Raw genomic sequence first — 13,824 nt, 5'->3', positions numbered from 1 at the left:
CAGCTATGAGTTTCAAGCGGCAAGCGGCAAGCTGCAAGTCAAAGCAAAAGCGCTGTGGCTTGCAGCTTGTAGCTTGAAACTTGCCGTTGCTGTTAAAGGCTCAGGCGCATCGACAGATCCACCGCTTTGACATCCTTGGTCATCGCGCCGATCGAGATGTAATCCACCCCGGTTTCGGCGATCGGCAGCAACGTGCTTTCGTTGATGCCGCCGCTGGCTTCGAGTTTCGCCTTGCCGCCGTTCAGGCGCACGGCTTCGCGCATGTCGTCCAGGCTCAGCTCATCCAGCATGATGATGTCGGCGCCGGCGGCCAGCGCTTCCTTCAATTCATCCAGGCTTTCCACTTCGATTTCCACCGGCTTGCCCGGGGCAATCTTGTGGGCCGCGCTAATGGCCTGCGGGATGCCACCGCTGGCGGCGATGTGGTTTTCCTTGATCAGGAACGCGTCGTACAGGCCGATGCGGTGGTTGTGGCAACCGCCGCAGGTTACCGCGTATTTCTGCGCCAGACGCAGGCCTGGCAGGGTTTTGCGGGTGTCGAGCAGCTTGACCTGAGTGGCGCCGACGAAATCTGCCAGGTATTGCGCACGTGTTGCCACGCCAGACAGCAGCTGCAGGAAATTCAATGCGCTGCGCTCACCGGTCAGCAGCGAGCGCGCCGGGCCTTCCAGATGAAACAACGGCTGATTGGGCTTGACCCGTTCGCCATCGACCACTTGCCAATGCACCGCGACGCGCGGATCGAGCTGACGAAATACCGCATCGACCCACGCCGTGCCGCAAATGACGGCTGCGTCGCGCGTGATGATGGTGGCTTTGGCCAGGCGTTCGGCCGGGATCAGTTGCGCGGTGATGTCGCCGCTGCCGATGTCTTCGAGCAACGCACGGCGCACGTTGGCTTCGATTTCGGCGGTCAAATCGGCGAGACGTAGATTCGGCATAACGGGCTCCACAAACAAAGTGGTTCGATTATAGGGGCATGGCGCGAGCCAACCCAAGGCGAGAACTCGCGTGCCTGACTGCATCTGGTCGATTTCTTGTGAGTAAAGCCGGTTCAGTCGTGGTCATTGAGAGGGGGGCGAGGCATAGGGGAAACCCTGACGGCTATAGCGCCGGGGACGACTTTTGCAAGATAATCCGCCTTGCATTTGACGTCATAGCTTTGACGTCCTGATTGGAACTTGTGGTAGCGGGCCTGCTCGCGAATGCATTCTTTCAATGACATTGAAGCGGCTGACACACCGCTCTCGCGAGCAGGTTCGCTCCCACAGGGGCAGCGTTTGCTTGATCGAACGAATCACCGTTTCAGGAGGCTTGGATGCACAACGACGGGAAAGTAGTGCCTTTGTACAAGGCCACTACCGATCAGGCGAATCACTCGCCGCTCGCCCGCCTGCCTGTGATTCTGCTTCAGGTTCGCGACAAGGCTGCCCAGCAACTGCGCCACGGTTTGCAGGAACTGTTCGATAACGCTGACGACACGCTGTTTGAAATGGCCGATCGGGCGCGCAACGACGTCGAGCAGAACATTTTCTTCGAAGCCATGCGCGACCTGCGCCTCAAGCGCAAAAACATCGAGCGTGGTTTTCTCGAACAATTCTTCGAAGCATTCGTCGCCCTGACCCGACACGACGCCACGCACAACGCGCTGTCGGGTTCGCTGATCTACGAAGATTCGGCGCCCCGCACCGATGACATGGAACGCAATGTCGCCGTCGAAACCATGGTCGGCCGGGTGCTCAAGCGTGATGGCTTTGCCCTCGACCAATTGACCCTGCGCCTCAATGCGCTGCTCGACAATACCCTTGACGATCAACACAACCCGCTCGGTCCGGCAATGCTCTGCGAGTACTTTCTGCAGGCCGGACGTAACCTGGGCGTGGAGATCAAGGTCAAGCTGATCCTGCTCAAGCTGTTCGAACGCTATGTGCTGGCCGACACCGAACAATTGTATGCCGAAGCCAATCAGCTGCTGCTCGCCACCGGCGTCTTGCCGCAGTTGAAACCGGCACCGGCGCGCCGGGTAATCGACCGCGCGGTGGCCAGTGTGCACGACGAAGAAAGTGATGATCTGCAGCCGGCGGACGAAGGCGTGCAGGAAGTCTTCAGCGCCTTGCAGGCCTTGTTGGTGCAGGTGCGCGGCAGTGTCGCGCCGACCCTGGAACCCAGCGCCGCCGCCCAGCCGATTACCACCCGCGACCTGCTGCGGCTGCTCTCGCACTTGCAACAGTACGTGCCGGCGCTGGCGGCGCAGGACGACTTCGATCTGCGCAATCAGCTCGAACAACTGCTGACCCGGGTCAGCGTCAGAAGCGGCAAGTCGCGGGTCGTGGACGGCGCCGATGAAGATGTGATCAACCTGATTGCCATGGTCTTCGACTGCATGCTCGAGGATCGCAACCTGCCGGACTCGCTGAAGGCATTGATTGCCCGGTTGCAGATCCCGATGCTGAAGGTTGCGGTACTCGACAAGAGTTTCTTCAGCCGCAGCAGCCACCCGGCACGGCGCCTGCTTAATGAAATCGCCGAGGCCGCCATGGGCTGGGGCGATTGCAATGGCGAGGCGCGCGACAGCCTGTACCTGCGCATCGAACAAGTGGTGCAGCGGCTGTTGAGTGATTTTGTCGATGACCCGGCGATTTTCTCCGAGCTGCTCGCCGACTTCCTCGCCTTCACCAGCGATGAACGCCGGCGCAGCGAATTGCTTGAACAGCGTTTGCGCGATGCCGAAGAGGGCCGGGCGAAGACCGAGCTCGCCAGGCGGCGAGTCGAGCAGGCGTTGAACCAGGCACTGTTGGGCAAGGTGCTGCCGCCCACCGTGGTCATGTTCGCGCAGAACGCCTGGAGCAAAGTGTTGTTGCTGACCTGCCTCAAGCATGGCGATCGCTCCGCCGAATGGCAGGCCGATGTGCAAACCCTGGAGCAACTGATCTGGAGTGTGCAGCGTCATGACGATGCGGCAGCCGGCCTGCGCTTGCTGGCGCTGGTCCCGGGTCTGCTCAAGTCATTGCGTGACGGTTTGACCCGTTCGGCATTCGACCCGTTTGCCACCAGCGAATTTTTCAGCGAGCTCGAGGCACTGCACGTGCGAGTGCTCGAACCGTCCAGCGAGTCCGCTCAGGCCGAAGGGCCGGAGCTGATCGAAGTCTCGCAGCAGATCGTCCTGCCTGGCGCGGAGGAGGGCACGATGGCGCTTAGCCCGCTACGTCTGGGCCACGACGACGCCAGTGTGCGCCAGGTCGATCAGCTGCGGCCGGGCAGTTGGGTCGTGTTTCAGGAAGATGAAGAGCACACCCTGCGCTGCAAGCTTGCCGCAATCATCGAAGCCACCGGCAAGTATGTGTTTGTCGACCGCACCGGCATGAAAGTCCTCGAACACAGCCGCACCGGGCTGGCCCTTGAGTTCCGCCGGGGGGCGGCACGGGCACTGGACGACACCTTGCTGTTTGACCGGGCGCTGGAGTCGGTGCTGGGCAATCTGCGGCGCCTCAATCGCGCCAAGTGATCGCACGTCGGGTGCCGATCACGGCATACTGGGCGCAACACAGTCGGCGTTGAAGGAATCGGTATGCAGTTGGATCCCGCTAGCGGGTGGTGTCACGGGGTGCAGGTCTGCCCATCGCCCAACTTCAATGAACGCCCCGCGGGCGAAATTTCCTTGCTGGTGATCCATAACATCAGCCTGCCACCGGCGCAATTCGCCACCGGCAAGGTGCAGGAATTTTTCCAGAATCGTCTGGATGTCACCGAACATCCCTATTTTGCAGGCATCGCCGACCTGCGCGTCTCCGCGCATTTTCTGATCGAACGTGACGGCACGGTGACCCAGTTTGTCTCCTGTCTTGAGCGGGCGTGGCATGCGGGTGTGTCGATGTTCGAAGGCCGCGAAACCTGTAATGATTTTTCCGTGGGCATCGAACTCGAAGGCACCGATGATCTGCCCTTTACCGAGGCGCAGTATCAGGCGTTGATCACGCTGACGCGTCAGCTGCAAACAGCATTTCCGGCGATCACCGGCGCTCGCATCTGCGGGCACAGCGACATTGCACCCGGGCGCAAGACCGATCCTGGCCCGGCATTCGACTGGGCGCGTTACCGCGCGGCCCTGGCACAAGAGGAAGGACAATGAGTTTTCTGGTGTTACTGCTGGCGGTCTGGATCGAGAAATTCTCGGCCCTGCGTCATCGGATTCAACGCGATGGCGGATGGATCCGCGAGCTGAACAAACTCGAAACCGGCGCCCGGCTGGCCGACAAACCGTGGCTGATACTGACCATTCTGGTGCTGTTGCCGGTGGCGCTGCTGGGTCTGCTGCTGTGGGTGCTGGAGCCTGTGGCGTATGGCTTGCTGGCATTGCCGGTGCATCTGCTGGTGGTCATCTATGCCCTCGGACGCGGTGACCTGTTGGGCGGCCTCGGACCGTTTCGCGACGCCTGGCGCCGTGAGGATCTGCAAGCGGCGGCCCACGTCGCCAAACGTGACCTGAATATCTGCGCCGACAGCGGCGAGCAATTGCTCGAAAGCGTGCAACGGCACTTGCTGTGGCAGGCCTATCAGAGCTTCTTTGCGGTGATCTTCTGGTATTTCCTGCTCGGCCCGGTGGCGGCGCTGGCCTATCGCTTGTTGGCGCTGGCCGAAGCGCATGGTCAGAACCCGGCATTGGTCGAGCGCGCCGGGCAATTGCGCCATGCCTTCGACTGGGTGCCGGTGCGTCTGCTGGCCGCGAGTCTGGCGTTGGTCGGCAACTTTGTCGCCGTCAGCCGGGTGATGCTGCACGAACTGCTGAACTGGAACATCAGCGCTGCGCAACTGATCGACAAGGTCGGTCTGGCGGCTGGAGAAATTCCGCCACCGGTGGTCGGACCGGAAGGCATCAACACCCTCGATTGCCTGTGGGAACTGCTGCTGCGGGCGGCGGTGTTGTGGTATGCCGGGTTTGCCTTGTGGACCGTGCTGGTTCACTGATCCTTCGGTGAAAGCACGTGTGGCGCGGGGATTTATCCCCGTTCAGCTGCGCAGCGGCCGCAAATCAAGCACACGCGGTGTGTCAGAAAGTCTGCGGTGTTTGGTTTTAAGACTGCTGCGCAGCCGAGAGGGGACAAATCCCCTCGCCACCGGTCGGTGGTCGGCCGCTGTAGCCGTTAACCTTAAGTTACAAAACCTCCCTTCGATTTGAGCTATACAGAGATGGCGCTCGATAGTGGCTATCTGCTGTCGCCCCGCGCCTGCCAATAAAAACAAGAAAAGCCAAGGGAGACTTCCAGTGAAGAGCTTGCTCTATCCCGCTGTCTCGCTGATGAACCGTCTGAGCTTCGGCATGAAGTTCAGCCTGATCAGCGTGCTGTTCCTGGTGCCGATGCTGGTGACCAATTTCTATCTGGTGCGCGATTCCTATCGTGAGTTCCAGGGTACCCGCGTCGAGCTGCAAAGCCTCGACCTGCTGGGCAGCAGCCTGACCCTGCGCCGGGATCTGGAGACCCTCAACAATCTGGTGCAAATCAACGTCACCCTTGGCCAGTCCGGCAAGGCCGGTAACGTCGAAGCGCAGATCACCACGCTGGAACAAGCGGTGCTGGCGCGCCTGCAAGGGCTGACGGCAATGACCGACGATCCCGAGCAGATCAAGGTGTTCGACGGCAAACGCGATGAAATGATTGCCGCGTTCAAGGCTCAGCAAGCGGAAAACTCACTGCAAAGCAAAAGTGCGCTGATCGGCAAACTGCTGGCGAGTGCGCAGATTTTCAGTCAGATCATCACCAGTCAGGCTGGTCTGAGCCGCGATAACCAAAGCGATATCCGCCAGCTCAGCGAACTGGTCACCCTGATTACGCCGACAGTGACGCAAACCCTTGGCGAAGGCCGGGCCATGGGCTCGTATTCGTTGGGGCAGGGCTTTCTCAACAGTTCTTCGAGCACCCGGTTTGATGAATTGCTGGTGCAGATCGAGAAGCTCCAGGCCGAGTACGGCCTGAAGTTGCAGGACGCCCTCGGCTCCAGCAAAGCTGCCAGCGCCGCGCTCAGTGCGCAGGCCGATACCAGCAAGGCGACGTTGAAGCAGGCCAGCGAATTGTTCGAAGAACAGGTGGTGATGGCTGACACCCTCGATGCACCCTGGCAGGCCTTTTATGATCAGGTCACGGCGTTGATGGACAACACCTACCAGCTCAACGAAGCCACGTTGAACTACCTCGACACCCAATTGCAGCAGCGTCTGACGCAGAACCGGACGCACATGGTCTTGCAGGCTGTCGCGCTATCGCTGGTGTTTGTGCTGATTTTCTACCTTTACGGCGGCTTCTACGCCTCGACCCGCACCACGCTCAAACGTCTCGGCGCGATGATGGACAAGGTCGCAGCGGGCGACATGACGGTCAATTTCAAAGCCAACAGCCGCGATGAACTGGGTGAGCTGGGCGAAGTGTTCAATGGCACAGTGAGAAAGATTCACGACCTGATCGAGCGCGTCGGCCAGACCGTTGCTGAGGTCGAGCGCCAGGCCGGGCAGGTTGAAAACGTCTCGGCGCAAAGCAATCTGGCAGTGGCCGGGCAGCGCACGCAGATCGAGCAGGTGGCGACGGCGATGAACCAGATGTCGGCCACGTCCATGGAAGTGGCGCGCAGTGCCGCTGCGGCGGTGAGCAGTGCGCACAGCGTCAACGACGAGACCCTCAGCGGTCGCGGCCTGGTCGAGTCACAGCAGGGCAGCATTGCCGCACTGGCCAGCGAGATTGATCAGTCGGTGCTGGTGATCAACCAGCTGGCCAGCGACAGCCAGTCGATCAGTCGCGTGCTGGAGGTGATCAAGAGCATCGCCGAACAGACCAATCTGCTGGCGCTTAACGCCGCGATCGAAGCGGCGCGCGCAGGCGAGCAGGGCCGTGGTTTTGCAGTGGTCGCCGATGAAGTGCGCACCCTGGCCAAACGCACCCAGCAATCGACCGAAGAAATCGAACAGATGATCGCCAAGCTGCACGGCGGCGTCGGGGCGGCGGTCAAGGCCATGGGGGTCAGCCATCAAATGGCCAACGGCACCGTGGGGCAGTCGGAAAAGGTCCAGCAGGCGCTGGAAAACATCCTCGGTGCGGTGGGCATGATCGTCGATCAGAACCAGCAGATTGCCGCCGCGGTAGAGCAACAGACTGCGGTGGCCCATGACATAGACCAGAACATCGTCGAGATCAACCGTGCCGGCGAGCGCACGGCGCAAGGCGCCCACCAGACCGAAGACGCCAGCCGTGCGCTCTCGGCCCAGGTGGTGGAGCTGAAACAGCTGATCAGCGCCTTTCGTGTGTAGGTAGAACGCTAATCCCTTGTAGGAGTGAGCCTGCTCGCGATGTCGGTGTGCCAATTCATCAATATTTTGCTGACACACCGCCATCGCGAGCAGGCTCACTCCTCCACAGGGGCAGCGTCTTGTCTGAATCTTTTGTAGTCCTTTTTTGCTGACGGTCGTAAGCCAATTCCTGTTTGCCTCCAGCTGCTGGCTTTTTGTCATTCATCAGCCAGTATCCTTGCTCCGTTGATCGCCAACAGGAGGCGCCCCGCTCATGTCTGTCGCAACCCTGGGAATCCAGGGCCGTTGTGCTCATTGCCATACCACGCTTGTGCTCAAGCCCTGGCAACTCAACGCGATCGCAATCAATGAAGCCTTCACCTGCGAGCATTGCCAGAAAACCCTCGAGCTGCGCTGCCCGCAACAGAGGAAGCGCTTCAAGTCCCTCGATTCGCTGGCGCTGTTGCGCTTCAGCGCCTCGCTCACGGTGTGCACCGCGTTGCTGGTGGCGTTGGTGATGGAGTGGATTGGGCTGCTCAGTGTCAGCGAGCAACTGAATGCTTCGCTGATTACGATTTTTGTGTACTTCGTGTTCGTGCGTCATGCGCGTCAGCGACAGGATCTGACGCTGATTCTCGACGCGGCCAAGGCCCACGCCGACTGATTACCAGCCGAACACTTCGCAGCTGTTGGCGGTGCTGACGCTGGCCAGTTGTTGCGGGCTGATGTTCATCAGTTCAGCGAGCGCCGCGCAGATCGCCGGCAGATGCGCCGGGCTGTTGCGCTGGCCGGGGAACATGACGGGCGCCATGTCCGGTGAATCGGTTTCCAGCACGATCGACTCCAGCGGCAGCTCGGCCAGCACTCGATGCATGCGCAGCGCTTGCGGCCAGGTGGGGGCGCCGCCCAGGCCCAGTTTGAAACCGAGTTTGATGTATTCGCGCGCCTCTTCACGGCTGCCGGCGAAGGCGTGGATGATCCCGGCGCGTTTGAGCTTGAAGCGTTTGAGTGTGGCAATCGTCGCGGCATGACTGCGGCGCACATGGATCAGCGCCGGCAACGCGAAATCCACCGCCAGTTGCAACTGCGCCTCGAACAACGCCTGTTGCCGCTCGCGGTCGAGGGTTTCGATGAAGTAATCCAGACCGATCTCGCCCACTGCGCACAACTGGCGGTGGCCGCGCCATCGCGCCAGCCAGTCGCCCAGCGTTTGCAAATCCTCGGGGCGATGCTGATCGAGGTACACCGGGTGCAGACCAAACGCCGCGTATAAATCAGGATCGCTCTGCACCAGATCCCACACCCGTTGCCAATTACCCTCATAGACCCCCAGCACCACCATGCGCCGCACGCCGAGGGCGCGGCTTTGCGCCAACAAAGCCGGGCGATCGGCGTCGAAGTCGGGGAAGTCGAGGTGGGTGTGGCTGTCGATCAGCTCCACGGCTCAGTCCCGCAAAATGCGCTGCTTGAAGGTACGGGGAATGGCCTGCACACCGGGCTCGTATTCGGCTTGCTCGACGGCGGCCAGTGCCAGTTCCAGCGCCTTGTCGGCGATCAACTGGTGCTGCTGGGCCATGGCGTTGACCGGCAGCGGCAGGAAGTCCAGCAACTGCGTATCGCCGAAGGTGCCGAGGCGCAGCGGACGTGATTTCAGCGGGAAGTCATGCAGCGCGTCGAACACACCTTGCAACAGCACGTAGGAAGTGGTCACCAGCGCATCCGGCAGATGCCCCAGACGTTGCAGGAGTTCTTCCATCAGTTGTTTGCCGCATTCGCGGCTGAAGGATTCGGCATGCTCGACCAGCACTTCACCTTTGAAATCGACCAGGGCCTGTTTGAACCCGGCGGCACGTTCCTGGCTGATGCTCAGCTCGGGGCGGGCGCCGAGCAGGACGATCTGCTTCGGTTGCGGATCGAGCAGGCTCTGGGTCAGGTGCAGGCTGGCTTCGCGGTCGTCGCTGATCACCGAGCAGAAATGCTCCGGTTCCATGACCCGGTCGATGGCGATGATCGGCAGGCCCTTGGCCTGCAACTGGCGGTAGCTGTCGTCACCGGCCGGCAGACAACTGGCGACGATCAACGCATCGCAACGGCGGGCGCGGAACAGTTGCAACAACTGGCGCTCGCTGTCCGGCGCATCGTCGGAGCTGGCGATCAGCAACTGATAGCCGCGGGCCCGCGCACCTTGTTCCAGCAGTTTGGCAATCCGCGCGTAACTGGGGTTTTCCAGATCCGGCAGAATAAACCCCAACGTGCGCGTATGCCGGCTGCGCAGCCCGGCCGCTTGTGGGTTTGGTGTAAAGCCATGCAGGTCGACCACCGCCCGCACCCGCTCGACGGTCGCGTGACTGATGCGTTGCTGTTCGGCCTTGCCGTTGATGACGTAGCTGGCGGTGGTCACGGACACTCCGGCCAACCGCGCGATATCACTGAGTTTCAACCCGGGATTTCCTTGTTTTTTCGAGCGTGCGCCGAGATTTTCGCCAATCCTACCCGATTAGGGCAGGCGACTATTGTCGCAGCGCATCCGACAAGTTGGACTTCAAGGATGAGACATTATCGAGTAACGTGCCGATCAATCTAGATTAAACGTTTCAGCAGGCGTATTTTCTACGTTTTAGACGCCTTTGGCCGGTTCTGCCGTGAAACCGCCAAAACTGCCCCCTGAAAGGGAAGCTGACAAGCGCCTAAGCTGCAACCATTCAAAACAATACCTGGCGTCATCAGGCGCCAAAAAGGAGATCGCATGCTCGAGCTCACTATAGAGCAGATATCCATGGGCCAATCGGCTGTGGATAAACCCGCCGCCCTGCAATTGCTCGCCAATCACCTGGTCGCCGATGGTCTGGTCGCCGACGGCTACCTCGCCGGGCTGCAGGCACGGGAAGCCCAGGGCTCGACCTTTCTCGGTCAAGGTATTGCCATCCCCCACGGCACCCCGCAAACCCGTGATCAGGTATTCGCCACCGGCGTGCGCCTGATGCAGTTTCCCGAGGGTGTGGATTGGGGCGATGGGCAAATCGTTTATCTGGCGATCGGCATCGCCGCCAAATCCGATGAACACCTGCGCCTGCTGCAACTGCTGACCCGTGCGCTCGGCGAGACCGATCTGGGCCAGGCGCTGCGGCGCGCCAGCTCGCCCGAAGCGCTGCTGAAACTGCTGCAAGGCGCGCCGCAGGAACTGGCGCTCGATGCACAGATGATCGGCCTCGGTGTGTCGGCAGATGATTTCGAAGAACTGGTCTGGCGTGGCGCGCGTCTGTTGCGTCAGGCCGATTGTGTGAGCAATGGCTTTGCCGGCGTATTGCAGCAAGTCGAAGCGCTGCCGCTGGGCGATGGCTTGTGGTGGCTGCACAGCGAGCAAACCGTGAAGCGTCCTGGCTTGGCGTTCGTCACTCCGGACAAACCGATGCGTTACCTCGGTCAGCCGCTCAGCGGGCTGTTCTGCCTGGCCAGTCTCGGTGAGGCCCATCAGGCCTTGCTCGAGCGTCTGTGCGCGTTGTTGATTGAAGGTCGCGGCCATGAACTGGGCCGCGCCACCAGCAGCCGCAAGGTCCTCGAAGTGCTCGGCGGCGAACTGCCGGCCGACTGGCCGAGCGCCCGAATCGCGCTGGCCAACGCCCACGGTTTGCATGCGCGCCCGGCGAAGATCCTCGCGCAACTGGCGAAGAGTTTCGATGGCGAGATTCGCGTGCGCATCGTCGACAGCCAGGACAGTGCCGTGTCGGTGAAGAGCCTGAGCAAGTTGCTCAGCCTCGGCGCCCGGCGCGGTCAGGTGCTGGAGTTGATCGCCGAGCCGAGCATCGCCGCCGATGCCTTGCCGGCCCTGTTGGCCGCGATCGAAGAAGGTCTGGGTGAAGAAGTCGAACCGTTGCCAGTGGTAAGCCAGCAACGCGAAGTCATTGCCGATATCGCTGAAGTGCTGATCGCGCCGGCGTCCGGCGCTCAATTGCAAGCGATCCCGGCGGCACCGGGCATCGCCATCGGCCCGGCGCACATTCAGGTGCAGCAAGCCATTGATTACCCGTTGCGCGGTGAGTCCGCCGCCGTCGAGCGCGAGCGTCTCAAGCAAGCCCTGAGTGACGTAAGAACTGACATCCAGGGCCTGATCGAACGCAGCAAGGCCAAGGCCATTCGCGAGATTTTCATCACTCATCAGGAGATGCTCGACGACCCGGAACTGACCGACGAAGTCGACACTCGCCTCAAGCAAGGCGAAAGCGCCGAAGCGGCGTGGATGGCGGTGATCGAAGCGGCGGCCAGACAACAGGAATCGTTGCAGGATGCGCTGCTCGCCGAGCGGGCGGCGGATCTGCGCGACATCGGTCGCCGGGTACTGGCGCAACTGTGTGGCGTGCAAACGGCGAGCGAGCCGGAGCAACCGTACATTCTGGTGATGGACGAAGTCGGCCCGTCGGATGTGGCGCGACTCGATCCGGCGCGTGTGGCGGGGATTCTCACCGCTCGCGGCGGTGCCACCGCACACAGCGCCATCGTCGCCCGTGCCTTGGGCATTCCGGCACTGGTGGGTGCCGGCGCTGCGGTGTTGTTGCTCAAACCGGGCACGCCGTTGCTGCTCGACGGCCAGCGCGGTCGCCTGCACGTCGACGCCGATGCCGCGACCCTGCAACGCGCTGCCGAAGAACGCGACACCCGCGAGCAACGCCTGAAGATCGCGGCCGAACAGCGTCATCAACCGGCGCACACCATCGACGGTCACGCCGTGGAAGTGTTCGCCAATATCGGCGAAAGCGCCGGGGTCACCGCAGCGGTGGAGCAGGGCGCCGAAGGCATCGGCCTGCTGCGCACCGAACTGATTTTCATGGCCCACCCGCAGGCGCCGGACGAAGCGACTCAGGAAGCCGAATACCGCCGCGTCCTCGACGGCCTCGCCGGGCGACCGCTGGTGGTGCGTACGCTGGACGTCGGCGGCGACAAACCGCTGCCGTATTGGCCGATCGCCAAGGAAGAAAACCCGTTCCTCGGTGTGCGCGGCATTCGCCTCACTTTGCAGCGTCCGCAGGTCATGGAGGCGCAACTGCGCGCCTTGTTGCGTTCGGCGGACAACCGGCCGTTGCGCATCATGTTCCCGATGGTCGGCAGCGTCGAAGAATGGCGTCAGGCCCGCGACATGACCGAGCGTCTGCGCCTGGAAATCCCGGTTGCCGACCTGCAATTGGGGATCATGATCGAAGTGCCGTCCGCTGCCTTGCTGGCGCCGGTGCTGGCGAAAGAAGTGGACTTCTTCAGCGTCGGCACCAACGACCTGACGCAATACACCCTGGCCATCGACCGTGGTCACCCGACGCTCTCGGCCCAGGCCGATGGCTTGCATCCGGCGGTGCTGCAATTGATCGACATCACCGTGCGCGCGGCCCATGCCCACGGCAAATGGGTCGGCGTCTGCGGCGAATTGGCGGCGGACCCGCTGGCGGTGCCGGTACTGGTCGGCCTCGGCGTCGATGAGCTGAGCGTGTCCGGGCGCAGCATCGCCGAGGTGAAGGCGTGCATCCGCGAACTCAGCCTGACCCAGGCGCAAACCCTTGCTCAACACGCCCTCACCTTGGGCAGCGCGAATGAAGTGCGTGCATTAGTGGAGGCCCTGTAATGGCCAAGATTCTCACCCTGACCCTCAACCCGGCGCTGGACCTTACGGTCGAGTTGTCACGCCTGGAGGCCGGTCAGGTCAACCGCAGCGACGAGATGCACACCCACGCCGCCGGCAAAGGTGTGAACGTTGCCCAGGTGCTGGCTGACCTGGGGCATCAATTGACGGTCAGCGGTTTTCTCGGCGAAGACAATCTGCAAGCGTTTGAAACCCTGTTCGCCAGACGCGGCTTTGTCGACGCGTTTATCCGCGTGCCAGGTGAAACCCGCAGCAATATCAAAGTCGCCGAGCACGACGGCCGCATCACCGACATCAACGGTCCGGGACCGGTGGTGGACGCGGCGGCGCAGCAGGCGTTGCTCGAACGTCTGGTGCAGATCGCGCCGGGTCATGACGCGGTGGTGGTGGCCGGCAGTCTGCCCCGTGGCGTGAGCGCGCAATGGTTGCGTGAGTTGATCGAACGGCTGAATCAGCTCGGCCTGAAAGTCGCCCTCGACACCAGCGGCGAAGCGTTGCGCGCGGCGTTGCAGGCCAGTCCGTGGCTGATCAAGCCGAACACGGAAGAACTCGCCGATGCGCTCGGTTGCGAGGTGGTGTCCCACGAAGCAGAGGCGCTGGCGGCTGCAGGTTTACACGCCCAAGGCATCGAGCATGTGGTGATTTCCCACGGTGCTGACGGTGTGAACTGGTTCAGCGTCGGCTCGGCGCTGCACGCGACGCCACCGAAGGTCACGGTCGCCAGCACCGTCGGCGCCGGCGATTCGCTGTTGGCCGGCATGCTCCACGGGTTGCTTAACGCCCACACACCCGAGCAAACCCTGCGTACAGCTACGGCGATTGCCGCACTGGCGGTGACGCAGATCGGCTTCGGCATCGACGATGTGGCGCAATTGACGCCGCTCGAACAGGGCGTGCGCGTGCGTCCCCTGACAGAACAATAAGA

The 13,824-nt window shown here is 61.9% G+C and carries 11 protein-coding genes and 1 pseudogene; 8 read left to right on the top strand and 4 right to left on the bottom strand.

The window, feature by feature from the left end:
* Positions 1–92: 92 nt before the first annotated feature.
* Positions 93–941 carry a carboxylating nicotinate-nucleotide diphosphorylase gene (nadC, locus tag K5Y35_RS03440; RefSeq protein WP_123464548.1) on the bottom strand — a complete coding sequence of 283 codons (849 nt, stop codon included), beginning with the start codon at positions 939–941 and terminating at the stop codon, positions 93–95.
* A gap of 377 nt (positions 942–1,318) precedes the next feature.
* Between nadC and K5Y35_RS03435 the strand changes: the two genes are divergently transcribed.
* From K5Y35_RS03435 to K5Y35_RS28050, 5 genes and pseudogenes are all read left to right on the top strand, one after another.
* A complete protein-coding gene (locus K5Y35_RS03435; protein WP_222833675.1) occupies positions 1,319–3,505 on the top strand; it encodes a DUF1631 domain-containing protein in 2,187 nt (728 codons plus the stop codon).
* A 63-nt stretch (positions 3,506–3,568) separates the two neighbouring features.
* Positions 3,569–4,129 carry a 1,6-anhydro-N-acetylmuramyl-L-alanine amidase AmpD gene (ampD, locus tag K5Y35_RS03430; RefSeq protein WP_123464552.1) on the top strand — a complete coding sequence of 187 codons (561 nt, stop codon included), beginning with the start codon at positions 3,569–3,571 and terminating at the stop codon, positions 4,127–4,129.
* Positions 4,126–4,965: a regulatory signaling modulator protein AmpE gene (gene ampE / locus K5Y35_RS03425; protein ID WP_128615779.1), complete on the top strand. Its 840-nt coding sequence runs from the start codon at positions 4,126–4,128 to the stop codon at positions 4,963–4,965. Before ampD ends, ampE begins: the two co-directional genes overlap by 4 nt.
* Positions 4,966–5,296: 331 nt before the next feature.
* Positions 5,297–6,388 (top strand): annotated as a pseudogene (locus tag K5Y35_RS28055) (methyl-accepting chemotaxis protein); the annotation flags it as partial.
* Positions 6,365–7,294 carry a methyl-accepting chemotaxis protein gene (locus K5Y35_RS28050; RefSeq protein ID WP_410055918.1) on the top strand — a complete coding sequence of 310 codons (930 nt, stop codon included), beginning with the start codon at positions 6,365–6,367 and terminating at the stop codon, positions 7,292–7,294. The pseudogene K5Y35_RS28055 and the gene K5Y35_RS28050, both read left to right, overlap by 24 nt.
* Before the next feature lie 58 nt (positions 7,295–7,352).
* Here K5Y35_RS28050 and K5Y35_RS03415 read toward each other — a convergent pair whose 3' ends face one another.
* On the bottom strand, positions 7,353–7,499 hold the full coding sequence (locus K5Y35_RS03415) for a hypothetical protein (protein WP_222833674.1): 147 nt from the start codon (positions 7,497–7,499) through the stop codon (positions 7,353–7,355).
* A 48-nt stretch (positions 7,500–7,547) separates the two neighbouring features.
* Here K5Y35_RS03415 and K5Y35_RS03410 point away from each other — a divergent pair, with 48 nt between their 5' ends.
* Complete coding sequence (locus K5Y35_RS03410) at positions 7,548–7,937, top strand: hypothetical protein (protein WP_222833673.1); 390 nt, start codon at positions 7,548–7,550, stop codon at positions 7,935–7,937.
* On the opposite strand, the gene K5Y35_RS03405 is transcribed toward K5Y35_RS03410, so the two are convergent.
* On the bottom strand, positions 7,938–8,714 hold the full coding sequence (locus K5Y35_RS03405) for a TatD family hydrolase (RefSeq protein ID WP_123464559.1): 777 nt from the start codon (positions 8,712–8,714) through the stop codon (positions 7,938–7,940).
* A 3-nt stretch (positions 8,715–8,717) separates the two neighbouring features.
* Entirely contained in the window at positions 8,718–9,713 is a 996-nt protein-coding gene (gene cra, locus K5Y35_RS03400; RefSeq protein ID WP_128615776.1) for a catabolite repressor/activator, read from the bottom strand.
* A 306-nt stretch (positions 9,714–10,019) separates the two neighbouring features.
* On the opposite strand from cra, the gene ptsP reads away from it, so the two are divergent.
* Positions 10,020–12,881, top strand: a complete 2,862-nt coding sequence (ptsP, locus tag K5Y35_RS03395; RefSeq protein WP_222833672.1) for a phosphoenolpyruvate--protein phosphotransferase — start codon at positions 10,020–10,022, stop codon at positions 12,879–12,881.
* Entirely contained in the window at positions 12,881–13,822 is a 942-nt protein-coding gene (pfkB, locus tag K5Y35_RS03390) for a 1-phosphofructokinase (RefSeq protein WP_123464569.1), read from the top strand. The genes ptsP and pfkB overlap by 1 nt, the downstream gene beginning before the upstream one ends.
* Positions 13,823–13,824: the final 2 nt, after the last annotated feature.

Source organism: Pseudomonas sp. SC3(2021) (genome assembly GCF_019856535.1).
GTDB classification, from domain to species: Bacteria; Pseudomonadota; Gammaproteobacteria; order Pseudomonadales; family Pseudomonadaceae; genus Aquipseudomonas; species Aquipseudomonas monsensis.
The sequence above is the reverse complement of the archived record's forward strand: the minus strand, read 5'-3'. Positions and strand labels throughout refer to the sequence as shown.

Bases quoted from the DNA above. Each gene is read 5' to 3' on its own strand.
- nadC (WP_123464548.1), bottom strand. From the start codon at position 941: ATGCCGAATCTACGTCTCGCCGATTTGACCGCCGAAATCGAAGCCAAC.
- K5Y35_RS03435 (WP_222833675.1), top strand. From the start codon at position 1,319: ATGCACAACGACGGGAAAGTAGTGCCTTTGTACAAGGCCACTACCGAT.
- ampD (WP_123464552.1), top strand. From the start codon at position 3,569: ATGCAGTTGGATCCCGCTAGCGGGTGGTGTCACGGGGTGCAGGTCTGC.
- ampE (WP_128615779.1), top strand. From the start codon at position 4,126: ATGAGTTTTCTGGTGTTACTGCTGGCGGTCTGGATCGAGAAATTCTCG.
- K5Y35_RS28050 (WP_410055918.1), top strand. From the start codon at position 6,365: ATGACGGTCAATTTCAAAGCCAACAGCCGCGATGAACTGGGTGAGCTG.
- K5Y35_RS03415 (WP_222833674.1), bottom strand. From the start codon at position 7,499: ATGAATGACAAAAAGCCAGCAGCTGGAGGCAAACAGGAATTGGCTTAC.
- K5Y35_RS03410 (WP_222833673.1), top strand. From the start codon at position 7,548: ATGTCTGTCGCAACCCTGGGAATCCAGGGCCGTTGTGCTCATTGCCAT.
- ptsP (WP_222833672.1), top strand. From the start codon at position 10,020: ATGCTCGAGCTCACTATAGAGCAGATATCCATGGGCCAATCGGCTGTG.
- pfkB (WP_123464569.1), top strand. From the start codon at position 12,881: ATGGCCAAGATTCTCACCCTGACCCTCAACCCGGCGCTGGACCTTACG.